The 24,321-nt window shown below is 71.2% G+C and carries 20 protein-coding genes; 7 read left to right on the top strand and 13 right to left on the bottom strand.

The window, feature by feature from the left end:
* Nucleotides 1–16 precede the first annotated feature (16 nt).
* The 4 genes from AC3EO4_RS49250 to AC3EO4_RS49235 all read right to left on the bottom strand — a co-directional run bounded on the left by AC3EO4_RS49250 (nucleotide 17) and on the right by AC3EO4_RS49235 (nucleotide 4,146).
* Nucleotides 17–1,288 (bottom strand): sugar ABC transporter permease, encoded by a 1,272-nt coding sequence (locus AC3EO4_RS49250; RefSeq protein ID WP_431902954.1) that lies wholly within the window; start codon nucleotides 1,286–1,288, stop codon nucleotides 17–19.
* Complete coding sequence (locus AC3EO4_RS49245; protein WP_379573951.1) at nucleotides 1,285–2,049, bottom strand: ATP-binding cassette domain-containing protein; 765 nt, start codon at nucleotides 2,047–2,049, stop codon at nucleotides 1,285–1,287. Before AC3EO4_RS49245 ends, AC3EO4_RS49250 begins: the two co-directional genes overlap by 4 nt.
* A 70-nt stretch (nucleotides 2,050–2,119) precedes the next feature.
* The gene (locus tag AC3EO4_RS49240; protein ID WP_431902953.1) at nucleotides 2,120–3,247 is read right to left on the bottom strand and encodes a sugar ABC transporter substrate-binding protein; all 1,128 of its coding nucleotides are present in this window, start codon (nucleotides 3,245–3,247) and stop codon (nucleotides 2,120–2,122) included.
* 173 nt (nucleotides 3,248–3,420) lie between these two features.
* On the bottom strand, nucleotides 3,421–4,146 hold the full coding sequence (locus AC3EO4_RS49235) for a sulfite exporter TauE/SafE family protein (RefSeq protein WP_431902951.1): 726 nt from the start codon (nucleotides 4,144–4,146) through the stop codon (nucleotides 3,421–3,423).
* Nucleotides 4,147–4,166: 20 nt separating this feature from the next.
* Here AC3EO4_RS49235 and AC3EO4_RS49230 point away from each other — a divergent pair, with 20 nt between their 5' ends.
* The gene (locus tag AC3EO4_RS49230) at nucleotides 4,167–5,012 is read left to right on the top strand and encodes a neutral zinc metallopeptidase (RefSeq protein WP_431902949.1); all 846 of its coding nucleotides are present in this window, start codon (nucleotides 4,167–4,169) and stop codon (nucleotides 5,010–5,012) included.
* 391 nt (nucleotides 5,013–5,403) lie between these two features.
* On the opposite strand, the gene acnA is transcribed toward AC3EO4_RS49230, so the two are convergent.
* Nucleotides 5,404–8,130, bottom strand: coding sequence for an aconitate hydratase AcnA (gene acnA / locus AC3EO4_RS49225; protein ID WP_379573946.1), 2,727 nt, complete (start codon nucleotides 8,128–8,130; stop codon nucleotides 5,404–5,406).
* Between the two features lie 152 nt (nucleotides 8,131–8,282).
* The gene (locus tag AC3EO4_RS49220) at nucleotides 8,283–9,008 is read right to left on the bottom strand and encodes a metal-dependent hydrolase (RefSeq protein ID WP_379573945.1); all 726 of its coding nucleotides are present in this window, start codon (nucleotides 9,006–9,008) and stop codon (nucleotides 8,283–8,285) included.
* A 399-nt stretch (nucleotides 9,009–9,407) separates the two neighbouring features.
* On the opposite strand from AC3EO4_RS49220, the gene AC3EO4_RS49215 reads away from it, so the two are divergent.
* From AC3EO4_RS49215 to AC3EO4_RS49205, 3 genes are all read left to right on the top strand, one after another.
* Entirely contained in the window at nucleotides 9,408–10,151 is a 744-nt protein-coding gene (locus tag AC3EO4_RS49215; RefSeq protein WP_379573944.1) for a PadR family transcriptional regulator, read from the top strand.
* 218 nt (nucleotides 10,152–10,369) lie between these two features.
* Complete coding sequence (locus AC3EO4_RS49210; protein ID WP_379573942.1) at nucleotides 10,370–10,927, top strand: DUF1707 SHOCT-like domain-containing protein; 558 nt, start codon at nucleotides 10,370–10,372, stop codon at nucleotides 10,925–10,927.
* Nucleotides 10,928–10,994: 67 nt separating this feature from the next.
* Complete coding sequence (locus AC3EO4_RS49205) at nucleotides 10,995–12,179, top strand: cytochrome P450 (protein ID WP_379573941.1); 1,185 nt, start codon at nucleotides 10,995–10,997, stop codon at nucleotides 12,177–12,179.
* Nucleotides 12,180–12,231: 52 nt separating this feature from the next.
* Here the strand turns inward: AC3EO4_RS49205 and AC3EO4_RS49200 are convergent, their stop codons facing one another.
* The 5 genes from AC3EO4_RS49200 to AC3EO4_RS49180 form a co-directional block, all read right to left on the bottom strand.
* Complete coding sequence (locus AC3EO4_RS49200) at nucleotides 12,232–12,378, bottom strand: hypothetical protein (RefSeq protein ID WP_431902946.1); 147 nt, start codon at nucleotides 12,376–12,378, stop codon at nucleotides 12,232–12,234.
* A gap of 3 nt (nucleotides 12,379–12,381) precedes the next feature.
* Nucleotides 12,382–17,496, bottom strand: a complete 5,115-nt coding sequence (locus AC3EO4_RS49195) for a tetratricopeptide repeat protein (RefSeq protein ID WP_431902944.1) — start codon at nucleotides 17,494–17,496, stop codon at nucleotides 12,382–12,384.
* A gap of 64 nt (nucleotides 17,497–17,560) precedes the next feature.
* Entirely contained in the window at nucleotides 17,561–18,355 is a 795-nt protein-coding gene (locus AC3EO4_RS49190) for a class I SAM-dependent methyltransferase (RefSeq protein WP_431902943.1), read from the bottom strand.
* Between the two features lie 248 nt (nucleotides 18,356–18,603).
* Entirely contained in the window at nucleotides 18,604–19,518 is a 915-nt protein-coding gene (locus AC3EO4_RS49185) for an ROK family protein (protein WP_431902941.1), read from the bottom strand.
* Between the two features lie 5 nt (nucleotides 19,519–19,523).
* Nucleotides 19,524–20,216, bottom strand: a complete 693-nt coding sequence (locus AC3EO4_RS49180) for an N-acetylmannosamine-6-phosphate 2-epimerase (RefSeq protein ID WP_379573936.1) — start codon at nucleotides 20,214–20,216, stop codon at nucleotides 19,524–19,526.
* 234 nt (nucleotides 20,217–20,450) lie between these two features.
* Between AC3EO4_RS49180 and AC3EO4_RS49175 the strand changes: the two genes are divergently transcribed.
* Nucleotides 20,451–21,179, top strand: coding sequence for a GntR family transcriptional regulator (locus AC3EO4_RS49175; protein WP_431902940.1), 729 nt, complete (start codon nucleotides 20,451–20,453; stop codon nucleotides 21,177–21,179).
* A gap of 20 nt (nucleotides 21,180–21,199) precedes the next feature.
* Here the strand turns inward: AC3EO4_RS49175 and AC3EO4_RS49170 are convergent, their stop codons facing one another.
* The gene (locus tag AC3EO4_RS49170) at nucleotides 21,200–21,823 is read right to left on the bottom strand and encodes a DJ-1/PfpI family protein (protein ID WP_431902938.1); all 624 of its coding nucleotides are present in this window, start codon (nucleotides 21,821–21,823) and stop codon (nucleotides 21,200–21,202) included.
* A gap of 2 nt (nucleotides 21,824–21,825) precedes the next feature.
* Entirely contained in the window at nucleotides 21,826–22,791 is a 966-nt protein-coding gene (locus AC3EO4_RS49165) for a GlxA family transcriptional regulator (RefSeq protein WP_431902936.1), read from the bottom strand.
* 325 nt (nucleotides 22,792–23,116) lie between these two features.
* Between AC3EO4_RS49165 and AC3EO4_RS49160 the strand changes: the two genes are divergently transcribed.
* Together AC3EO4_RS49160 and AC3EO4_RS49155 are read left to right on the top strand one after the other, a co-directional pair.
* On the top strand, nucleotides 23,117–23,716 hold the full coding sequence (locus tag AC3EO4_RS49160) for an RNA polymerase sigma factor (protein ID WP_431902993.1): 600 nt from the start codon (nucleotides 23,117–23,119) through the stop codon (nucleotides 23,714–23,716).
* Between the two features lie 211 nt (nucleotides 23,717–23,927).
* Nucleotides 23,928–24,272: a hypothetical protein gene (locus AC3EO4_RS49155; RefSeq protein WP_379573930.1), complete on the top strand. Its 345-nt coding sequence runs from the start codon at nucleotides 23,928–23,930 to the stop codon at nucleotides 24,270–24,272.
* Nucleotides 24,273–24,321 lie beyond the last annotated feature (49 nt).

Raw genomic sequence — 24,321 nt, 5'->3', positions numbered from 1 at the left:
GTGCCGAAGTCGCTGATCACCTTAGACCAGCGGCGGCGGCCCTACGACGTGCGAGGGCGTCGACCCCCGCCGCCAGCAGCAGCACCGAACCGGTCACCATGAACTTCTCGCTCGAGGCGAACCCCAGCAGGCCCATGCCGTTGTCGATGACCGCGATGACCGCCCCGCCGAGGACGGCGTCGAGGACCCTGCCCTTGCCGCCGAACAGGCTGGTCCCGCCGATGACGGCGGCGCCCACGGCGTACAGCAGGACCTGGCTGCCGCCGGTGTTCGGGTCGACGGACGCGCCGCGCGATGCGGCGATGATCCCGCCGACGGCGGCGACCGCCGAGCAGATGACGAAGGCGCTGACCTTGATGCGGTCGACGTTGATGCCGGCCCTGCGGGAGGCCTCGGCGTTGCCGCCGACCGCGTAGAGGTGACGGCCGAAGCGGGTCCTGCTGAGGACGAACGTCCAGATGACCAGCAGCGCCAGCACGATCGGGACGACGATCGGCACGCCGCTCAGCGACGCCACCGCGGGGTTGCGGCTGCGCTCCATGTTGAGCACGAAGACGGCGACGCCCCCGAGCACGGCGAGCGTGCCGACCCTGGCCGCGATCAGCGAGACCGGGTCGGCCACCAGGCCGCGCCTGCCGCGCTTGACCGACCTGACGACCTGGACGGCCGCGTAGCCGCCGACTCCGACCAGCCACAGCCCCCAGCCCAGCGCCGCGGGAAGGTTCTTGTTGGCGATGGCGAGGATGGTCTCGTCGCGGATGGAGATGTTGGTGCCCTCTTCGAGGATCGCCAGCAGGACGCCCTGGAAGGCCAGGAAGCCCGCGAGCGTCACGATGAAGGAGGGGATGCCGAGCTTGGCCACCAGCACGCCGAGCACGAGGCCGATGACGACGCCGGTGAGGATGGCCGCGAGCACGCAGACGTACCACGGCAGGCCCATGTTGGTGAGCGACACGGCCAGCACGGCCGCGCACAGGCCGCTGGCGAAGCCCGCCGACAGGTCGATCTCGCCGATCAGCAGCACGAAGACCAGCCCCATCGCGATGACGGTGACCTGGCCGCCCTGCTGGAAGAGGTTGGCGAAGTTGACGGGGGTGAGGAACACCGGCTTGAGCACGGTGAACACGGTGCAGAGGACGACCAGGCCGAGCACGGCCGGCAGGGCGCCCATGTCGCCGCCGCGGACCCGCTCGAGGTAGGCGCGGGCGCTGTTGCCGACGGAGGGCCGGCGCGTCGCTGCGACGATCGCCCCGTCCTCGGCGGGCTCGCTGGTGAGGATCCTGCTCATGCCGAGACCCCGTTCTTGAGGCCCAGTTCTCCGCTGCGACCTGCGGTGATCAGTTCGACGACCTGCGCGTGGGTCACGTCGGAGGTCTTGACCTGGGCGGCCATCCGCCCGAGGTAGAGGGCCGCGATCCGGTCGGAGACGGCGAAGACGTCGTTCATGTTGTGCGAGATGAGCACGACGGCCAGGCCCTTGTCGGCGAGCCTGCGGACCAGTTCGAGCACCTGGCCCGTCTGGGCCACGCCGAGCGCCGCCGTGGGCTCGTCGAGGATGACGACCTTGCTGTTCCACAGCACGGCCTTGGCGATGGCGACGGTCTGCCGCTGGCCGCCCGACAGGCTGGAGACCTGCTGCCTGATGGACTTGACGGTCCTGACCGAGAGGCTGGAGAGGGTCTGCTGGGCCATCTCCTCCATCGTGGCCTCGTCCAGCACCAGCCCGCTCCTGCGCTCCCTGCCCAGGAACATGTTCTGGACGATGTCGAGGTTGTCGCAGAGCGCGAGGTCCTGGTAGACGATCTCGATGCCCAGCTCGCCGGCGTCGCGCGGGCCGCTGACCTGCACCTGGTTGCCGTCGAAGTAGTAGTCGCCCGCGTCGATCGGGTAGATCCCGCCGATGCACTTGACCAGGGTGGACTTTCCTGCGCCGTTGTCGCCGACCAGCGCGGTCACCTCGCCGGGGTAGGCGGAGAAGGTGACGTCGTGCAGGACCTGCACGGGACCGAAACTCTTGTCGATCCCTCGGACTTCAAGAACGGGGTTCATATTCTGCGTCCTCCGCAGGGGCACGGCTGTCGCCAGCCGTGCCCCTGGCCGCGGGTTACTGGATTCCGGCCTACTGGATTCCGGCTTCGGTGCACTTGGCGGCGAACTCGCCCGTGCAGAGCTCGTCCTTGGTGACGAAGCCGTCGGCCACGACGTCCTTGACGCTGTCGAAGAAGATGGCCTGGGGGTCGAGCAGCACGGCCGGGACGTCCTGGCCGCTCTCGGTGTCCTTGACGCTGCCCGTGGCGGCGGGCTTCTCGCCCTTGGCCAGGGAGACGGCCAGCGTGGCGGCCGCGTCGGCCTCCTTCTTGATCGCCTTGTAGACGGTCATGCACTGGTCGCCCGCGAGGATGTTCTGCAGGCCCTGGACGGTGGCGTCCTGGCCGGTGACGGGCACCTTGCCGTTGAGGTTGTTCTTCTTCAGCACGGTGATGGCGGCGTTGCCGAGGCCGTCGTTGGCCGCGAGGACGCCGGCGATCTTCGACTCGCCGGTGAGCATCTGCTCGAAGATGGTGCCGGCCTTGGCGTTGTCCCAGTCGGGCACGGACTCGTCGGGGCCCTTGACGTACTCGCCGGCGTCGAACTTCGGCTTGAGCACGCCGTCGTAGCCCTGCTTGAACAGCGTGGCGTTGTTGTCGGTGGGCGAGCCGTTGAGGTAGGCGACGATGGGCTTGTCGGCCTTCTTGTCGGTCAGGCACTTCGACAGGCCCTCGCCCTGGAGGGTGCCGACCTTGGTGTTGTCGAAGCTGACGTAGTAGGCGGCACCGCCGCCGAGGGTGAGCCTGTCGTAGTCGATCGTCGCCACGCCCTGCGACTTGGCCTTGCTGAGCACGGCCTTTCCGGTCCCCGAGTCCAGGTTCACGATCATCAGCACGGTCGCGCCATTGGTGATCATCTGGTCGGCGATCGTCTGGAAGGCGTTCTTGTCACCCTGGGCGTTCTGGATGTCGTAGGCGACGCCCGCGGCCTTGAAGGCCTCTTCCAGGTACTTGCGGTCCGCCGTCTCCCACCTGGCCGAGGACTTGCTGTCGGGGAGGATGACGCCGATCTTGCCCGTGGCGGCCGCGCTGGAGGCGGGCGCCGCGCTGGACTGGGCGGGACTGGCCTGGGTGGTGCCACCGCTGTCGCCCCCGCACGCGGTGAGACCGAGGGTCGTCGCCGCTGCCACGGCGGTGAGGCTGAGGATCCCCTTGCGCATGGTGCAAGGTCCTTTCTGGGGAATGGATGGGGGGTCGGGTCCACCTGGGGTACGGCGGCGCCTGCCGTACTCGGTGAATGTTGTTTGCGGCAACGTATTCCGCGACGGCCTGCTTTGGAAGACCCCCAACAGGGTGAGTTTGTTGTGGCGGGTAACAATCCAGAAACGCCCGGTTAACCGATCAGGGTCTGCGCGATCAGCGCCAGCGCGGAAAGCGCGGCCACCGCGAGGACGGCTCCCCTCACGCCGCTTCCGTCGAGGTGGCGGCGCAGCGGGCCCGAGACGAGGAAGCCCGCGACCAGGAACGGGATCAGCAGCGCCCCGGACGCCAGCGCCCTGGCCGGCAGGTGGTCGACGACCCACAGGATGATCAGCGACTGGGCGGCGCTGAGGAAGAAGAAGGCGGCCAGCGTCGCGCGGATCTGCGGGCCCTTGGCGTTCTGGTAGACCAGCGCCACCGGCGGGCCGCCGATGCCGGTGGCGGTGCCGGTGATGCCGGAGGCGAAGCCCGCCCCCGTGATCGTCCACCCGTTCCTCGGTACGGCGACGGCCCTGGCGGTCAGCGTGACGGCGATCAGGACCATCACGCCGACGAACAGGCCGAGCGTCCGGGTGGAGACGTAGACGACGATGAGCGCGCCGATCGCACTGCCGGGCAGGCGGCCGAGGGCGGCGAAGCCGAGCCCGCGCCAGTCGATCCTGCGCCACTCGGCGGCCAGCGTGAACAGCGGCAGCGTGACATTGACCACCTGGATCGCGCCCGGCATGAGGGTCGGGTCGAGCATCGTCACCACGGGCGCGGCGACCAGGCCCAGCCCGAAGCCGACGGCGCCCTGGACGATCGCCCCCACAAGTACCGCCAAACCCGCCAACAGCATGACCAAGGCCTCAGAAGTCATGGGCTCTATGCTGCATGCTCGTGCGACTCCCTCTTCTCTCGGCCACCATCCTCGCCACCAGCCTCGCCGCCGCCCTTCTGGCGACCACCGCGCCGCAGGCCCTCTCCTCCCCCACCCCGGCCGACGCACCCTCCCCCGGCGCCATGGCCGGAGCGCCCTCCTCCGGTGCCGGGGCGCCGGGCGGTTCGCCGCGTGCGCTCTACGGGAGCGGCAGACTCCGTGCCGCCTCATGTCCGGAGCCGCCGCTCGTCGCCGGGGGGATCCCGCGACCGAAGGAGTACCTGGTCGCGGTCACGAAGTGTCTGGATAGGGGGTGGTCTGCGCATTTCAAGCGGGCCAAACTGGCCTATCACCCGCCGAAGATCCTCTACGTCGAGGAGCCCATGGACCGCGTCTGCGGGGTGCGCTGGCCGGGCGGCGCGGCGGCGTTCTACTGCACCGGCCGGGCCACCCTCGTCTTCCCGTTGCAAGGGCAGTGGATCGACGGGCGTACCGACCTGTACCCGTTGAAGGTCGCCGCCCACGAGTACGGTCACCACGTGCAGCAGCGGGCGGGCATCAGGGCCGCCTACGAGAGGCTGGTACGCGCCCGCGGGCACGATCAGGCCGAACTGGGCCGCCGCTACGAACTCCAGGCCGACTGCCTGTCGGGGGTGTTCGCCGGGAGCGTCCGGCGCTCGCTCGGCCGCTCCGAGCAGGACTGGACGGCCCTGGCCGACGCCATCAGGGCCGCGGGGGACGACCCCGAGGGACCGCGCAGCCACGGGTCGGGGAGCAGCCGCGTGTCCTGGTTCAAGCGAGGGCTCTCGGCGGTGTCGCCCGCGGCGTGCGACACCTGGTCGGCGCCGTCGTCCAAGGTGTCCTGAGGCCGCACACGCGGGCCGACGCGAGGAACGGCGGCGCGAGGAACGGCGGCATGGGGCGCCGGCATGGGGCATGGCGGCGCGGGACACGGGGCACCGGCGGGGGCGACGTCGCGGCGGGAAACAGAGTCCCGCTGGAGTACGCGTGATGGATGGGCGGTCACCGGTGACCAGGGCAGGCCCGGCTCGGGGCCTGCCGTACGGGAATGGAGACATGCCGTACGGAGAGGAGGCAAGAGGCCGCCGCCCCGCGCGGGGTTGGTGCGCGGGGCGGCGGCAGGGTCGGGTGGTTCCCCCGAGATGGGCGCGTTGAGGGTCGCGCCCGCCCGGCCTCGGCCGGGCCCCCGCGGCCCGCGGCCCGGCGGGTGGCCGGGCGCGGGTGCGGGAAGTCCCCTTACTTGGCGAGCAGCGACCGCAGCACGTACTGCATGATGCCGCCGTGCCGGTAGTAGTCGGCCTCGCCGGGCGTGTCGATGCGGACCACCGCGTCGAACTCGACGTCGCCTGCCTTCACGTGGACGGTGGCGGGGATCGAGCCGTGGTTGAGTTCCTCGACACCGGTGATGTCGAAGCTCTCCTCGCCGCTCAGCCCCAGCGACACGGCCGTCTGGCCCTCGGGGAACTGCAGCGGCAGCACGCCCATGCCGATCAGGTTGGAGCGGTGGATGCGCTCGTAGGACTCGGCGATGACGGCCTTGACGCCCAGCAGCGCCGTGCCCTTGGCCGCCCAGTCGCGCGAGGAGCCGGAGCCGTACTCCTTGCCGGCCAGCACCACCAGCGGCGTGCCCGCGGCGGCGTAGTTGACCGAGGCGTCGTAGATGAACGACACCGGGCCGCCGTCCTGGGTGAAGTCGCGGGTGTAGCCGCCTTCGGTGCCCGGCGCGATCTGGTTGCGCAGGCGGATGTTGGCGAACGTGCCGCGGATCATCACCTCGTGGTTGCCGCGCCGCGAGCCGTAGGAGTTGAAGTCCTTGACCTCGACGCCGTTGGCCTGAAGGTACTGCGCGGCGGGGGTGCCGACCTTGATCGAGCCCGCGGGCGAGATGTGGTCGGTGGTGACCGAGTCGCCGACCTTCACCAGGACGCGGGCGCCGGCGATGTCGCTGACGGGCTCGGGCTTCTCCGGCATGCCGTCGAAGTAGGGGGCCTTGCGCACGTAGGTGGAGGCGGGGTCCCACTCGAAGGTGTTGCCGGTCGGGATCGGCAGCGACTGCCAGGTCTCGTCGCCCTTGAAGACGTCGGCGTAGTCGCGCTCGAACATCTCGCGGCCGATGGAGGAGTTGACGACCTCGGCGACCTCCTCGGGCGAGGGCCAGATGTCCTTGAGGAACACCGGCTGCCCGTCGGTGCCCGCGCCGAGCGGCTCGGTGTCGAGGTCGATGTCCATCGTGCCCGCGAGCGCGTAGGCGACCACCAGCGGCGGCGAGGCCAGGTAGTTCATCTTCACGTCGGGGTTGATGCGGCCCTCGAAGTTGCGGTTGCCCGACAGGACCGCGGTGACGGCCAGGTCGTGCTCCTGGACGGCGGCGGAGATCTCCTCGGGCAGCGGGCCCGAGTTGCCGATGCAGGTGGTGCAGCCGTAGCCGACGAGGTTGAAACCGATCTTGTCGAGGTACGGCTGGAGCCCCGAACGCTCGAAGTAGCCGGTGACGACCTGCGAGCCGGGAGCCAGCGAGGTCTTGACCCACGGCTTGCGGGTCAGGCCCTTCTCCACCGCGTTGCGCGCCAGCAGGGCCGCGCCCAGCATGACGTAGGGGTTGGAGGTGTTGGTGCAGCTCGTGATGGCGGCGATGGAGACGATGCCGTGGTCGATCTCGAAGCTGGTGCCGTCGGCGAGCGTGACCGGCACGCTCTTGTGCGGGCGGCCGTTGGCGCTGGCGTTGGAGGCGGGGGCGTCGGAGGCGGGGAAGGACTCCTCGCCCTCCTCGTCGAGCCCGTCGACGACGTAGTTGAGGACGTCGTGGCGCCAGGTGGCCTTGGCCGACGACAGCGCGATGCGGTCCTGCGGACGCTTGGGCCCGGCGATCGAGGGGACGACCGTGGCCAGGTCGAGCTCGATGTACTCGGAGAAGACAGGCTCCTCGGCCGAGGGGTCGAGCCACAGGCCCTGGGCCTTGGCGTAGGCCTCGGTGAGGGCGATCTGCTCCTCGGAGCGGCCGGTCAGCCGCAGGTAGTCGATGGTCTGGCCGTCGATCGGGAAGATCGCGCAGGTGGAGCCGAACTCGGGGCTCATGTTGCCGATCGTGGCCCTGTTGGCCAGCGGCACCGAGGAGACGCCCTCGCCGTAGAACTCGACGAACTTGCCGACCACGCCGTGCTTGCGCAGGATCTCGGTGATGGTCAGCACCAGGTCGGTGGCGGTCGCGCCGGCGGGGAGCTTGCCCGTCAGCTTGAAGCCGACCACGCGCGGGATCAGCATGGAGATCGGCTGGCCGAGCATCGCGGCCTCGGCCTCGATGCCGCCGACGCCCCATCCGAGTACGCCGATGCCGTTCTCCATCGTGGTGTGGGAGTCGGTGCCGACGCAGGTGTCGGGGTAGGCCTTGCCGTCGCGGGTCATGACCACGCGCGCCAGGTGCTCGATGTTGACCTGGTGGACGATGCCGGTGCCGGGCGGGACCACCTTGAACTCGTCGAAGGCCGTCTGGCCCCAGCGCAGGAACTGGTAGCGCTCGCGGTTGCGCTCGTACTCCCTCTCCACGTTGCGCTGGAAGGAGTCGGGGTGGCCGAAGAAGTCGACGATCACCGAGTGGTCGATGACCATCTCGGCGGGCGCCAGCGGGTTGATGCGGGCGGGGTCGCCGCCCAGGTCGCGTACGGCCTCGCGCATCGTGGCCAGGTCGACCACGCACGGCACGCCGGTGAAGTCCTGCATGATGACGCGGGCGGGCGTGAACTGGATCTCCACGCTCGGGGCGGCGTTCGGGTCCCACTGGCCCAGCGCACTGATGTGGTCGGCGGTGATGTTGGCGCCGTCCTCGGTGCGAAGGAGGTTCTCCAGCAGGATCTTCAGGCTGTACGGGAGGCGGGCAGCGCCCTCGACGGCATCCAGCCGGAAGATCTCGTAAGACGCGTCGCCGACGCGTAGCGTGTCACGGCTGCCGAAGCTGTTCGCGGACACGGTGATTCGCCTCCTCGTTAGACAAGTTCTCAGTCACAGATCCTCCCGCACGTGAGCACCTCTCACGACGTTAGGTCACCCTAACTCGCAGGTGGCGGCGGATCTCTCGACATCAAGATATCTCGGTAAGTATCTCGACATCAAGTTACCGGCTAGTAGGCCAGCCTCCAGTACAGGAGGCCGAGAATGGCGACCGAAAGTATCGGCGCGAGAATCTTCTGCTCGAACTTCTTGCCGGTCTTGATGCCGATCTTCCACGGCAGCATGAACTTGTAGGCCATGGGCCACAGCACAGGACAGCCGCGTTCGGTCATGCAGTCGCCGACCACGTGGATGAGGCAGCCGATCGCCACCGCCAGACCGAGCCAGGCGTAGCCGACGCCCATCGACATGAACACCACGTACAACCCCGCGGTGAGGCCGATGTTGACCATCGCCGAGCCGAGCTTGTTGCCGGGGATGCCGATGCCGATCGCGCGTAACGCGAGCCCGATGAGCAGGACGACCATGATGTCCCTGCCGATCGGATAGGCGCCGGCCAGCCAGTGCGCGCCGAAGCCCATCGCGACCGCGAACACCAGGGAGTGCGTGGCCCCCCTGTGCCCGCCCGACAGCCACGAGACCGCCTTGCTCAGCAGCCAGGTGACCGGGCCGAAGGTCTGCGCGATGGTCGCGCTCGGATGATCGAGATCGGGGAGCATCGCGGCGCCCGCGCACACCAGCGCGCCCGCGATGATCTCCGCGGGACTGAGAGCCCCCACCATGATGCCGGTCTCGATGAACCGGCTCGACTCGTTCAGCAACGGGAGCACGGCCAGCGCGGGCGCCAGGCCCAGCCAGGCGACGGCTCCGGTCATCGCGTGCGTGTGCCCCATCATGTCAAGATCACGCTACGTCATCGTAGGGCAAAGCGCGCGCCATGCGATGGAATGGCCCGGCGCGCCACGCGGAGGCGCGGGAGCCGGGGACGCGCCGGAGATTCCCCGGAGATTCCACGGGCGGGAACCGCCGCGCCCAGGGAAAGACAAAGACGAGGTCGTTACCTCGGCGACAGCACCCCCCAGCCCTGCCGACGCGGAACGACCTCGTCTGCTCTAGTTAACGGCCTCCATCCCCCAGCATGTTCCCGATTTCCGCGACTTTTTCGTGATCTAGCTCACTCTGTTGGCCAAGTCATGACGTGGAGCGGAACGAAGGGTTGCTATCGACACATTAGCGATATATCTTTGAAGCATCGAGAGCGATCGATGGTCGATCGCGTGCGAATGGAGCTCATCATGACTTCCGCACAAGCAGCAGGCGCCGGCCAGTGGGGCGACGCCAGAGAGATCAAGCGCGCCGCGCGTGAGGCGTTCCGGATGATGTCCGAGGCGTGGCAGCAGCACGGCGGGCATCACCACCACCCTCGGCGCGGCCCCCGGCCGGAGGGCGAGGGCGGCCCGCACGACCACCGGCAGCGCGGCAGGGGCAGGCCTGGCCCCTTCCCCTTCGAGTTCGGGCGAGGCGGCCCGTGGGGCGGCCCCGGCGGTCCCTTCGGCCGCCACGGTTTCGGCGGCAGGCAGCGCAAGGCCAAGCGCGGCGACGTCCGCGCCGCCATCCTCGCCCTCCTCGCCGAGGAGCCGCGCAACGGCTACCAGATCATCCAGGAGATCGCCGAGCGCAGCGAGGGCGGCTGGAAGCCCAGCCCGGGAGCCGTCTACCCGGCGCTCCAGCAGCTCACCGACGAGGGGCTGGTCATCGCCGAGGAGAGCGAGGGCCGCAAGACCTTCCGCCTCACCGAGGCCGGCAGGACCTACATCGCCGAGCACCCGGACGAGGTGCGCGCTCCCTGGGACGAGATGCGTCCCGACATCGACGACAACTCGGCCGAGCTGATGGACATCGCCAAGCAGTCGGCGTTCGCGATGATGCAGATCCTGCACAGCGGCACCGAGGCGCAGGTCCGCGAGGCGCGCAAGGCGCTGATCGAGACGCGCCGCAAGCTGTACCAGATCCTGGCCGACGGCGACGACGACGAGTGATCCCCGGCCGTGATCCCCTGCGCCGCGCCCCGAGCCCGTCCGGGCTCCGATGAGGCCCCGAGCCCGGACGGGCTCCGACGAGAACGTCTCCGACCGCGGGTTCGCCGGGACCCGCGGTTCGAGGCCCGAGCAGGCGCGCGCAGCGGGCGCAGGCCGCATAGAGTCCAGGCAGAGCGCAGGCCGGGAGCCCTGGAAGGAGCTCCCGAAAGGAGCCACGCATGAGCACCGATGACCAGCTGCGCATCGGCGACGCCGAGCGCGACGAGACGATGGAGGCGTTGCGCGAGCACTTCGCGCAGGGCCGGCTGACCCGCGAGGAGCTCGACGAGCGGCTCGACCTCGCGCTGTCCGCGCGGACCGTGGGCGACCTGGCCCGGGTCCACGCCGACCTGCCGGGTCCAGGGAGCCGCCTCGCGGCCTACGAGGCGGACCGGCGCAGGCCCGGGCGGTACCCGGATTTCGAGGAGTTCGGCCACGGCCGGCCGATGGGACCGGAGGGATACGCCCCGGAGTGGGCCATGGCGCACCCGAGTCACCACCGGCACCTGCAACGCATGCACGCGCGGCGGATGCGCCACCTGCGCCACGCGCACATGAGAGGCCACCGCCACCACAGGGGTCCTGGGCCGCTCACCCCCATCCTGCTCGTCGCGCTCGTCATCGGGCTCGCGGTGGGCGGGTTCACGGTGCTCAAGGTGCTGTTCTTCGTGTGGGTGGCCGTGATGGTGTTCGGCTTCGCGCACCGCCGCTCCCACATGCGCCGTCTCGGCCCCTGACCGAGGACCGTCCCTCATGAGGGCGGGAGGCTATTCAGCCCGCCGATCGCTGGGTACCGTCCGAACCATGGCCGAACTCGAGAGTTTTCCCTTTCTGACCGGCCCACGTGGGTGTCCGCACGCGCGGTACGCGCAGCGGCGCGAGAGCGATCCGCTCGGCAGGGTCCAATTGCCGAGCGGCGACGTGGTGACACTGGTGACCAGGTACGACGACGTCGTCGCGGTCCTGAGCGATCCCCGGTTCAGCCGCGACCTGAGCTATCCGGGCGCGCCGAGGATGTTCGAGGGGTACAACATCGCCGACTCCCCCGGCAGCCTGATGAACACCGATCCGCCCGAGCACACCAGGATGCGCAGGCTGCTCTCGGGCACGTTCACCCCGCGGCAGGTCGCCACCTGGCGGCCGCGGCTGCGGGCGCTCACGCACGAGCTGATCGACACGCTGCCCGGCGAGTTCGACTTCGTCGGCGAGCTCGCCTTCCCCCTTCCCGTCCAGATGATCTGCGATGTCATGGGCGTGGCGGGCATCGACACCGAGCAGGTGCGCGGCTGGTCGGACGCGATGCTGTCGACCTCCAGCCTGACCTCGGAGGAGAAGCTCGCGGCGGCCATGGAGTTCTACGCCTACGGCGCCGACCTGATCGCCGCCCATCGCCACGATCCAGGAGACGGCCTGCTCGCGTCGATGATCGAGGCCAGGGACGAGGGCGACCGGCTGAGCCAGGACGAGCTCGTGCGCATGACGGTCGGGCTCTTCCTCGCCGGGCACGAGACGACGGGCTCGGTGCTGGCCAGGTCGATGCTCAGGCTGCTCGACCCGCGCGAGGGCTACGAGCGGCTCGTCGCCGATCCCGAGCTGATCACGACCGCCGTCGAGGAGCTGCTGCGGCTGGAGACGCCCGGCGAGGGGGCGATGATCAGGGTCGCCACCGAGGACGTCGAGCTTCCCTCGGGCACGATCGGCAAGGGCGAGGGGGTCATCGCCGCCTTCGTCGGCGCCAACAACGACCCGTCGGTCTTCCCTGACCCGCAGACCCTGGCCCTGGACAGGAAGGGGCCGCAGCACATCACGTTCGGCCGCGGCGCGCACTTCTGCCTTGGCGCGAACCTGGCCCGGATGGAGCTGCAGGAGATCCTGGGCGTCCTGGTGGAGCGGCTGCCCGGGCTCACGCTCACCGAGCCCGCCGGCGACCTGCCGTGGACCGAGGGGAACCTGGTGCACCGGCCCGTGCGGCTGCCGGTGCGCATGTGACCGCCCGTACGGCCCGCGCGCTCGATCGCGCGGGCCGTACGGGATCAGGACGTCAGCCGGAGCAGGCGGTCCCGCCGCCGGCGTGGTAGATCATGTCCTGGTAGACGACGCTCTTGCGGATCGGCGTCTTGCCGGCGAGGGTCTGCGAAACCCGATCAACCTGGAACGGGACGATCACCGCAGGTAGAAGCGTGATCACGCATCAGGGCAACCGCGCCAGGAGGTCACGAGCCTGGGGCGCGAAGGCGGCGTCACCGGTCTCGATCGCGATCTCCAGCATGCGGCGGGCCGCGGCCAGATCGCCGTGCGCGAAACGGATCTCGCCCAGCCGGTGCGCGGCCTCGGCGACCAGGTCCGGCTGTTCGGTGAGGCTCAGCGTCAGCTCGTAGAAGCGCAGCGCGCCGTCCCTGTCGCCCAGCCAGTAACACAGCTCGCCCAGGTGCGCCGCGGCCATCCCCGACTCGGAGTCGCCCGAGTCGAGCACCCGCTGGTACCAGGTGAGCGCCTCGGGGAAGTCGCGGGCCCGCTTGGCCAGCGCGCCGAGGTACATCGCGGCGACCGCGCCCGTGTGCCCCTCCCCCGCCGCGACCCCGCGCAGGTACCACCCGCGCGCCCGCTCCTCGTCCTCGTCGTGGTAGGTCCGGCCGATGGAGATCATGGCTCGGGCGGCCAGGTCGGCGTCGTCGCCCTCGGCCACCCGCGCGTAGGTCTCGCGCGCCTCGTCCACCTCGCCCGCCGCGACGAGCGCCTGCGCGAGCACGCTGAGCGCCATAGGCGCGCCGCCCTCGGCCGCGGCCCGCAGGGTGCGCAGGGAGTCCTCGGCGTCGCCCCGCTCGCTCTGCAGGAGGCCGAGCAGGCTGCCGAACACGTCGTGGAGCGGGCTGTCGGCGTCGGCCGCCCGCCGGGCGGTGAGCTCGTAGACGGCCTCACCGTCCTCGTCCTTGTCGAGCATCGACAGCGCCTGGCTGCCGGCGATGAACCTGATCTTCGGATCGTCGTGCTCCTGCAGCCGCTCGTAGACGGCACGCGCCTGGCCGGTCTCGCCGAGCTCGGCGAGCCGCCCGGCCAGGCCCAGCTCGGTGTACGGGTCCGCGCCGATCACCGCGTAGTAGCCGCGGACCGCCTCAGGGTCGGCGCACTCGGCGGCGAGGTCCCTCGCGGTGTCGGCCGCCTCCGCGCCGACCAGTTCCAGCACCCGTACGGCGAGCGCGTGCTCGCCCCGGCCGGCCGCCTGGTAGGCGACGGCGTTGAGGTTGGTCAGCGCGTTGCCGGCGAACGGGCTCTCCGTGGCGGCCGCGCGGGCGAAGGCCCTGGCCGCGCCGAGCAGGTCGCCGTCCTCGTACGACCACATGCCCAGCGTCACCCCCGCCCTGGCCACCGCGTCCGGGCTGTCCGACTCGATCGCCCGCCACAGCTCCCCCCGAGCGCCCTCGACGTCGCCCTGAGCGTGCAGCGCCTGCCCGAGGTCGACCCTGATGGGTTCGAGGGTGTCGGGGTCGCCGGCGTCCATGCCCTTGCGGTACATCACGACCGCGCCCGCCGGATCGCCCTCGGCCTTGCGCACGTCGCCCCACGTCCAGTAGCCCATCGCCACGGTCTCCTTGTCGCCCGTGGCGACCGCCCGCTCGGCCATGGCCGCGGCCCGCGCGTGGTCCTGGCGCAGCAGCAGGTGGCCCAGCAGGAACCGCAGGGATTCCAGGTCGCCCGCGTCCGCGCCGCCGTACAGGGTCTCAAGGACGCCGTCCTCGTCGCCGCGAGCCTCCAGCAGCCGCACCACCTCCCCCACCGTGCCGGGCATCGCGGCGCGGTAGGCCTCGACGGCGCCGTCGACGTCGCCCCGCCGCTCGCGCAGGATCGCGGTGTTCTTCCACGCGTACCGTTCGAACTCGGCCTCACCGCACGTGGTCACGGGGACCAGGCACAGCTCGGCCCTGCACGGGTGCCCCTCCTCGGCCAGCATGCCCGCCTCGACCAGCCTGGCCTTGGCCGCCTGAACCGGTCCGCCGCGGTCGATGACCAGCCGGAGCAGCGCGTGCGCGTCGTCGTGGTCCGCGCGGGCCGCCTGGATCGTCTCCTCGAAGCAGTCCTCGCCGGAGTCGGCGGTCAGCAGCACGCCGATCTCGGCCACGTCGCCCGCGTCGAGGGCCAGCAGGAGTTCGGCCAGCGGCGCCGACCCGGTGAGCTCGGTGAGTCCCGCGAGGGCGCCGGTCCTGTCTCCGTCGGCCAGCATGGCCCACGGGCGCTCCTCCGGCGTGGCCATGCCGAGCCGGTGGACGGCGATGGCCGCGGCGCGCTGGTCGTCGTCCTGCGCCGCCGCCCGTTCGTACGCCGACCTGGCGGCCTCGAACTCCCCCGCCTCCTCCAGGACGCGGCCGAGCTCGAGGAGGCTCGTGCCCGCCGACTGCCGGTCGGCCCGCACCGCCTGCTCGTAGGCCGCGCTCGCCCCCGCCGGATCTCCCGCTTCGGCGAGCAGCGAGCCCAGTGTCCGCGCGGCCTCGGCGGCCCATTCGGCGTTCGCGCGTGCCACGGCCGCCTGGGCCGCGGCGATGGCGCCCCGCAGGTCGTCCTGGGCGCGCAGGACGACCGCGATGTTGATCGAGGCGGGCCCGGCCAGCTCGGGGTGGTGGGCGACGGTCCGGTACTCCGCGATCGCCTCCTCGGGCCTGCCCGCCCTGTCCAGTTCGGGCGCCAGGTGGAACGGTGCCCGGTCACCGAAGGCGCCCGAGAACAGCTCGCGGGCCTCGTCGATCCGGCCCGTGGCCACCAGCGCCTGCCCGAGCCCCGTGGTGGCGTCGCGCGCGTGCTCGTCGTCAGGCTCTTCGAGCACGCGCAGGAAGGCCTCCGCCGCGGTGTCGTGCTCACCCAGCGCGTTCGCGGCGGTCCCGATGCGGTGCAGGAGCAGGTTCGTCAGCCGCTCGCTGTCGCCGTCGACGCCCTGCCGCCACGCGGCGATGGCGCCGCGCCCGTCGCCCGCGTCGTTGCGCAGCGCGCCGAGGTAGACGGCGGCCTCCTGGCGGAAGGACCGGTGGCCCGTCTCGAGAGCCAGCGACAGCGCCCCGTCGGCGGCCGCGATCTCGCCTCGACGCTGCCAGGCGTGCGCGGCCTGCATCGCGATCATCGTGGCGACCCAGCCGGCGCCCGCCAGGGCGAGCGCCCTGGAGGCGCCGGCGAGGTCGCGGTCGAGCAGGGCGCGCGCGTAGACGCCGTCGTGCGACAGTTCCCCGTGGCCTTCGGGAACCAGGTCGAAGGCCACGCGTGCGCGCTCGGGCTCGTCCAGCCGCAGGAGGGTCAGGCCGAGCAGCAGCGCGTTGCGCGGCGCCTGCTCAGGGTCGCCCTGGGCGATCACGCGTTCGTGCAAGGCGCACGCGGCCAGCAGGTCCTGCTGGTTCTCCAGCACCTGCAGCAGCGCCGCCGCCGCCTCCGAGCGCAGCCCCGCGTGGCCCGCGTCGAGCAGGGGAGTATAGGCGGCGCGGGCCTTGGCCCAACCGTCCTCCTCGTCGCCGACCATCCGGCCCAGCTCGTAGGCGACCCACGGCGCGAGCGCCTCGTGCCCGTCCGCGTGGGCGCGGCGCAGCAGGTCGAGCGCCTCCTCCCTCTCCTGCCCCGCCAGCACCTCGCTGTAGAGCAGCGCCGTGTACGACAGGGCGAACGGGTCGCCCGAGTCGGCGGCCCGGACGAACAGCTTGGCCGCGTCGGAGAGGTCGAGTCCGATCGAGGCGAGGATCTGCGCCAGGAAGACCGTGCCGATCGCCGCCACCCCGGAGTCGGGGTGCTCGGCGGCCTCCCGGTAGGCGGCCAGTCCTTCCTGCCTGCCCAGCCGCTGATGGACCGCGACCGCCCGCAGCACGGGATGCAGGCCGTCGCCCTGCTGCTCCAGCAGATGCAGGAAGACGGCGCAGAACAGGCCCTGGCGGATGTCGTCGCCCTCCGCGACGTACCGCAGCAGCTCGTCGGCCTGCTCCAGGTCTCCTTCGGCCATCTCCAGCTCGGCCAGCGCGATCATGGCGCGCACGGACTGCTCCCGCGCGCCCGAGTCGCAGGCGCGGCGCAGCAGCCTGCGCGCCTCGCCCAGCTCGCCCTCTCTCAGCAGCTGCAGGCCTGTGTCGACGTCCTGGAGCGCCTGCTCCTCGACCGGGTCGGCGAGCGGCTCCTGCAGGACGGCCTGCTCCAGGACCAGCGCCGCCCTGAACGCCGCGTCCTGGTCCTCGTGCTCCGTGGCCGCGCGCAGCATCGCCAGGATCTCCTCGCGATGGGCCGGCGCCTGATCCAGCAGCATGCCCAGCATGGAGACGCTGATCGAGCACCACTCCGACGCGCCCGCGTCGAGCACCGCGCGCAGTTCCTCGACCGCCTCGGCGTACTGGCCCGCTTCGACGGCCATCTGCCCCAGGCAGGCGTGGGCCTCGACCGCGAACTCCGCGTGGCCGCTCGCGATCACCCTGTGGAAGATCGCCCGTGTCGTCTCCACGTCGCCGAGCTGCGCGCTCACCTTCGCCTGCTCGATGAGCGCCGGCAGGCGCAGCTCCGGCCTGCTGTCCTCCGCGGCCCTGCGGTAGGCCTCCAGCGACTCGGCGTACTCCCCAAGGTCGACCAGCACGGCGCCGAGCAACTTGTAGGCCATCGTCAGATGGTCGGGATGGCCGACGGCGATCGCGCGCTCGCACACCTCGCGGGCGGCCTCGTAGTCCTCGTCGTCGGCGTAGACGGAGTAGAGCCGGAACGCCGACAGCGCCACGATCTCCGGATCGCCGCAGGTCAGCAGGTGCCGGAAGGCGTCCTCGTCGTCCATCTGCACGGCCAGCTCGTACATCTCGCGGGCCGCCGCGGGGTCAGGCCCGCCGAACTCCGGCAGCTCCAGCCGCGCGGCCAGTTCCGCGACCGAGGGGCTGTCGGATCGGCGCGCCCGCTCCAGCGCCTCCATCGCCCCCCGCTGGTCGCCGAGCTTGTTGAGCACCAGCACGAGCGCCGTGTCCGCGAGGGCGGCGACCTCGAAGTCGGCGCCGTCCGAGGCGACCGTCAGCACGCGGTGCGCCGCGGCCCACTCACCGGCGTCCACCAGGATCATGCCGAGCGAGATGGCCGAATGCTGTCCGAGCACCGGGTGACCCGACTGGATCACCGACCGGTGCGCCGCCTCCGCCCCTTCGAGGTCGCCCCGCTCCTCCAGCAGCCTGGCCAGGTGGTGTGAGCCCTCGGGGTCTCCTGAGGCGGCGATCTGTCTCAGGAGCACGGCGGCGCCGTCGAGATCGCCCTCTCCCCACAGTCGCATGGCCTCGGCGAGCCGCTCACTTGACCCCATCTCCACCCCCACAGTCACGGATAGAGTGAAAAAGCTACACATGTGTAACCGTGGTCACAGGGGATTCAGGGATCTTGGTGTTTCAGCGGCGGACCCCGACGGCGACGAGGTACGGCCTGGGCTGGTGCACGCCGCTCTTGGTGCGGTAGCGCTCGTAGAACTCCACGAACGCGCGGCGCAGTTCCTCGCGACGGCCGGGCTCGAGTGACTCGGCGAGCGTCCTGGCCGGACCGTAGACCGTGGAGAAGAGCTCCCAGACCTCCTCGCCCGACTCGCCGGTCTGCGGCGCGTCGCCCTCCTCGAAACGGAGCTCGAAGTATGCGCCCAGGCGCTGCTCGACGTAGTCCCTGCTGCCCCATTGGAACGGCGAGCCCGCCCCCTGCGGCGGCGCGGGCATGAAGGGCCGCATCATCTGGAACATGTCCACGACGCCCCGCTCGTCGCTCCACATGCCGAGCGCCAGCCGCCCGCCCGGCCTGCAGACGCGCGCCAGTTCCCTGGCGACGGCCGCGTGGTCGGGGGCGAAGATCGAGCCGACGCTCGAGGCGACGCCGTCGAAGCTCGCGTCCTCGTACGGCAGGCGCTCGGCGTCGCCGACGTCGTAGCCGATGTCGAGGCCGTCGTCGGCGGCGAGCCGTTTCGCCGTCGCGATCAGCGCCGGCGCCAGGTCGACGCCGGTGACCTCCGCGCCGGTGCGCGCGAGCCTGGTCGCCAGCGCGCCCGTCCCCGTGCCCACGTCGAGCACCCGCTCCCCTGGAGCGGCGGCGAGCGCCCGCGCCACGTGGTCGAGCAGCGGCTCGTAGTGCTCGGGAAACCGCTCGTACGGCCCCGTCCCCCAGACGACACTCTGCCGCTTCTTGAATTCCTCGAACCCCATGACCCGCTCCTTGGCGAATGGCAGGCTCCGCGAGAGTCCCCTCCGAGCGCGGCCACCCCGAAGGGTCCCCCCGCCTGCCGCGGCGGCCCCCGCTTCACCGATAGCTGTCCCCTCCCCTTCTCCCGCGAGAGGGAAACCGGCCTCGGCGTGGCCGAGCCGCAGGCCGCGGCCCCGGTCACCGGCCCTTCGCCGCATGGCCACCTCACCCGCCGATCCAGGATCGGTGCGGTGGACGAAGGGGGCGCGCCCTACATCGCCGCCGCCGCGGCGCCTACGACGCCGCCCGCCGATGCGAGCGCGGCGGGGCGGATGGTGACCCTGTCCGGTCCCGGCAGGGCCTCTCGCCCGACGGCTCGCGCCAGCGGGAGCAGCAACCGCTCGCCCAACCGGGCGACGCCGCCGCCGATGACGACGATCTCGGGGTCGAGGACGGTGATCACCCCTGCCAGGGCGCGGCCCAGCAGGGTGGCGGCCTCGTCGATCACCTCGTCGGCCAGGCCGCCTTCCATCGAGGCCAGATCGTCGGCCGTACCGCCGCGCTCCCTGAAGGTGGCCAGGATGCCGGGACCCGAGGCGTAGGCCTCCAGGTGCCCGATCCGCCCGCAAGGGCAGCGGCGGGGGCGCGCGGCGCGGCCCGGGAGGGGGGACGGGGCGGGGATGTGGCCGATGGCGCCCGCCGAGTTCGTCGCGCCGCGCACGACCCGGCCTTCGCGGACGATCGCGCCGCCGACGCCGGTGCCGACCGTGACCACGAGGGCGTCCTCCGCCCCCGCCGCCGCGCCGAAGCGGGCCTCGCCGAGTGCCCACGCGTGCACGTCGTTCAGCACCCGCACGGGCAGTCGCAGTGCCGAGGAGAAGGCCGAACGCAGGTCGGTGCCGATCCAGCCGGGCAGGGCGGCGGTGGCGTGGGTGACGACGCCCTCGGCGTCGATGGTGCCCGCGCTGCCCACTCCGCAGGCGACGATCTCGCCCCCTTCGGCGCAGACCTCCCTGGCCAGCCGTACCGCCTGGGCGAGGACGGCGGCGGCGCCCTCGCGCGCGGGCGTGCGCGCCGTGCGGCTGCGCAGGACGACGCCCTCGGCGCTCACGAGTCCCGCCGCGATCTTCGTGCCGCCGATGTCGATCCCCAGCACGGTCTCCCCCGCCTCCGGGGCCCGCGGCACGGCCTTCACCGCCGGGTCCCGAGCGGGGTCGCCGCGGCCAGCCGCCGGGTGATCGCCAGCGGGTCGGTCACGGCCCCGCCGACGACCACGGCCCACGCGCCCGCCGCGAAGGCGGTCGTCACGTGCCCGGTCGTGGCCAGCCGGCCTTCGGCGACGGTCCTGACGCCCCTGGACGCCAGCCTGGCCACCAGGTCGAGGTCGGGTTCGCCGCCCGCGCCCGGAGAGGCGGGCGTGTACCCGGACAGCGTGCTGGACACCACGTCCGCCCCCGCGTCCCAGGCCCGCAACCCCTCCTCCAGGGTCGAGACGTCGGCCATGACCTGGACGCCGAGCCCCTCGCGGATCCGCGTGACGAGCGCGCGCGGGTCCCCGTACAGGGCCTCCACCTCCTCGGTGGCCTCGACGGCGACCATGTCGGCCCCCGCCGCGACGAGCTGCTCGGCCAGGCCGTACTCCGGGGTGATCAGCGCCCGCCCTTCCTGTCTCACCACCTTGGTCAGGCCGATCACCGGCAGCCTGACCACGTCCTTCACCGCCCGGACGTCGTCGGGATGGTTGACGCGCAGGCCGACCGCGCCACCGCGCTCGGCGCACTCGGCCAGCAGCGCGATCACCGGGGTACGGCGGAGCGGATGCCCGTCCGGCGCCTGGCAGGAGACCACCAGACCGTCGCGGATCGCCATGAGGGTGCCGGTCATCGCGTCCGGTCCGCGATCGGTTCCTGGTGGCGCCCCCGCAGGCAGGAGAAGGTGATGGCGATTGGGCCGCCCTTTTCTGTCGTCGCGGCCACCTCACCGCGGGCGAATACCGACGCCGACCCAACAGGGACGCGCGAAGTGCGGGGTATTGGTCGGATCACGGCTACCTCCATGTCGACATTGGTATAGCCCAATTCTGAAAGTAGCGTCAATACTGCTGTTATGCTCCGTGGTATGTCGACAATTGGTGCGGACCAAAGGCTCACCAAGACCGATCAGCTTAGGGAACACCTCTCCACGCTGGTCGGCGAGCGGCTATGTCCCGGCGACAGGCTGCCCACCGAGCGCGAGCTGGCCGACGAGTTCGGGGTGAGCAGGCTGACCGTCCGCCGCGCGCTCGACCGTCTCGAGAGCGAACGTCTGGTCTACAGGGTCCAGGGCGCCGGCACCTTCGCGAGCCGGCGTCCCATCACCAAGACGATCGAGTTCACGTCCTTCAGCGAGGACATGCGCAGCCGCGGGCTGTCGCCCGGCTCCCGGCTGCTCGACGCCGTCGAGACCCCCGCGGGCGCCCGCATCGGGTACGCCCTGGCCATCAGCCCCGCCGACCCCGTGTTCCGCGTCCGCCGCGTCCGCACCGCCGACGACGCGCCCATGTGCCTGGAGACCTCCCATGTCCCCCTGGCCCTCGCGCCAGGCCTCCTCGACCTCCCCCTGGAAGGCTCGCTGTACTCCCTGCTGGAGACCCGCTTCAGGATCCGGCTCGTACGCGCCGACCAGGTCATCCGCGCCACCGTCCTGGATCCCGAGGAGGCCGAGCTGCTGCAGGCCATGCCCCTGTCCCCCGCGCTGCTGGTCGAGCGCACCGCCTACGACCAGCGCGGGCGCGCGGTGGAGGTGGCCAAGTCGCTCTACAGGGGCGACCGCTACTCCTACGAGATCGCCATCGAACGCACCTCGTAGGCCGCCGCCCCCGCCGCGTTTCAGCCGAGCAGTGCCAGCGCCCGCTCCGCCAGCCCCTCGGGCGCGGTCTTCGGCGAACCGGCGTCGAACGGCGGCCGCGGGTCGTACTCGATGACCAGCTGCACCGCCTGCGCGGTCTCCACGTCGCTCGTCTGGGCCAGCAGGGTGAGCGCCATGTCGATCCCCGCCGACACCCCGGCCGCCGTCACGATCTTGCCTTCGGTCACCACCCGCTCGCTCACCGCCTCGGCGCCGTACCTGGCCAGGAAGTCGAGCAGGGCCCAGTGCGTGGTGGCCTTCCTGCCGCCGAGCAGGCCCGCCGCACCCAGCAGGAGGGACCCGCTGCAGACCGACGTCGTCCACCGGGCGTGCGCGTGCGCCCCTGCGATCCAGTCGACGAGCGCCTGATCGGCGAGCGCGTCGAAGGTCCCGACGCCGCCTGGCACGATGACCACGTCGGGGTGCGGCAGGTCGGCGTAGGACGCCGTCGCCTGGAGGGTGAGGCTGCCGCGGTCGTCGGTGACGGGCCCCGGCTCCGCGGCGACGAACGTGACGGTGTGGCCGGGGGCGAAGGCCATCACGGTGTACGGCCCGACGGCGTCGAGCGCGGTGAAACGCGGATAGAGGGGGATGGCGACATGCATGCTCAGCTCTCCTTTGCCTGGAACCGGCGCCGGTAGGCGCCGGGTGAGATCCGCCAGTGGCGGTGGAAGACGCGGTAGAGGGTCTCCGGCGTGCCCAGCCCCGCCTCCCTGGCCACGCGCTCGAGCGGGTGGTCGGTGACCTCCAGCAGGCGCCTGGCGGCGTCGGCCCTGCTGCGCTCGACGTACCGGCCAGGCGGCATGCCCGCCTGCTCGGTGAAGACACGGGAGAAGTGCCGCTCACTCATCCCGGCGTGCCTGGCCAGGGCGGGCACGCTCAGATCGTCGGCCGGGTTCGCGTCGATGAACGCCTGCAGCTCGCGTAGCGGCTCGCTGCGCGGCGGAAACGCGCTCATCGGCATGCTGAACTGGCTCTGCCCGCCGGGCCTGTGCAGGTAGACCACCAGCCCGCAGGCCACGTCCCTGGCGAGCCGGTGACCGTGGTCCTCGGCGACGAGCGCGAGCGCCAGGTCGACGCCGGCGGTCACTCCCGCCGAGGTCCACACGTTCCCGTCCTTGACGTAGATGGGGTCGGCGTCCACGTCGACCCGCGGGTACCGGCCGCGCAGCGTGTCGGCGATCAGCCAGTGCGTCGTCGCCCGCCTGCCGTCCAGGAGTCCCGCCTCGGCCAGGAACAGGGCCCCGCTGCACACGGACGTGATCCGCCGGGACCGGCCCGCGAGCCGTTCGATGCCGCCGACGAGCTCCCTGTCCGGCAGGAACTCCATGGTGGTCAGCCCGCCGGCGACCATCAGCGTGTCGATCGGCCCGTCGACCCTGTGCAGCGGCGTGCTCACGACGGTCGCGATCCCGTTGTGCGCCGTCACGCTTCCCGCGCGGACGGCGGTCACCTCGACCTGGTAGCCGTCGGCACCGGCCATCAGGTCAGCCAGGGCGAACACGTCGGCGGGACCCGCCATGTCGAGCAGCTGGAATCCCTCGAAGACCACGATGACGACGCGTCGCTGCATGTCTTTCATGCTGGTCAGAACAGTGCGATGGCGTCAATGACACGAACATTGCACATTCCGCCAAGATCCGTTCCAGGATCAGGAGCTTGACGGCCACCTCCTCCCCGTTCGGCGAGGTGCAGAGGAAGACCTTGCCCTGGCCGCCCGCGCAGGGAGAATCCGGCGATGTGCCGGGGATCGTTCGGCCGGAGAGGTCGTAACCGCCGCATCAGGCCCTCTTCGGCGGCCGTGGGTCGAGCGAGGCGGAGGTTACCGGCATGGACCTGATCGTGCCGGATCGGCGGGGCGGCACCCGTTCTCCGGCCGGCCGGTCGATCGGGCGTGAATACGAATCGGCGCTGCGCCGTACCAATCGTGTCCGACGTACTCACCGAAGGGCCACCATGCATGTCAGCCCCACGCAGGATCCCACGACCGTTCTGGCCGAGACGGACGCCGACCTGATCCACGCGTCGCTCGAACGCCCCGAGCGCTTCGGCGGCGTCTTCGACCCGACGCCATCCACCGCTACGCCCACCTGCGCCTGGGAGAGTCGGCCGCCGACGACATCGCCGCCGAGACCTTCTTGCGCGCCTTCCGCGCCAGAAGGCAGTTCGACACCACCAGGGCCGGCGCCCGCGGCCGGCTGTACGGCATCGCGTCCAATCTCATCGCCGACCACGCCCGCGGCGAGGCCCGCGGGTACCGGGCGATGGCGAGGAGCGTCGAACCCGCCGACCACGCGAGCCACGACGACCAGGTGGCGGGCCGCGTGTCCGCCGCGGTCATGCAGCCGAAGCCGGCCGCGGCGCTGGCCGAGCTCTCGGCCGGGGACAGGGACGTCCTGCTGCACGGAGATCAAGATGGGGCGAGATGTCCGGATATAGACCTATTCGCCCCTTTTATGAGAAATGCAACTTTTGTACATTCACTCGTCCCGTTATAACCGACCAAATCGGGCTATAAGGACGCATAGATGTTTATTCAGAGCAATAGGCTTGTTAATGTATAGCAAAATGGGGCGTTGAGTCGTTTGTCTGGCATGCCGCCCGGAAATCAAGACAGCGCAGGGATGGTCGCTCGTGACCATTGAGAACATTTCAACCACCCTGAATTCGTCATTCACGGGCAGTCAGTCCTTTCAGGAGGAAAACCCAATGACCAGCTTCAAGCGCGTCATCGCAGGCCTCGCTCTCACCACCGCCATGTCGGGCGGCGTCGTCGCCCTCGGCGCAGCGACCACCGCCACGTCGGCCGCCGCAAGCACCACCTCCGTCTCCTACCAGGCCAGCTGGGGCGGCTGGGGCGGTGGCTGCGGCTTCCGTCGCTGCGGCTTCGGCCGCGGCTGGGGCGGCTGGGGCCGTCGCGGCTGCTGCGGCCGTCACCACAGGGGCGGTCACGTGAGGATCCACAACAACATCAACGTCCACAACAACAACGACAACGACAACGACCTCGACAACCGCAACAACGACCCGCACCACCACGACACGGTGTCGTAAGCGCTAAAGCAGGATAGGCGCGGGGGGGGGGGGGGGGGGTGGGGGTGTG

It is taken from the genome of Nonomuraea sp. bgisy101 (assembly GCF_057708945.1).
This window is presented reverse-complemented; position numbering and strand designations above follow the sequence as displayed.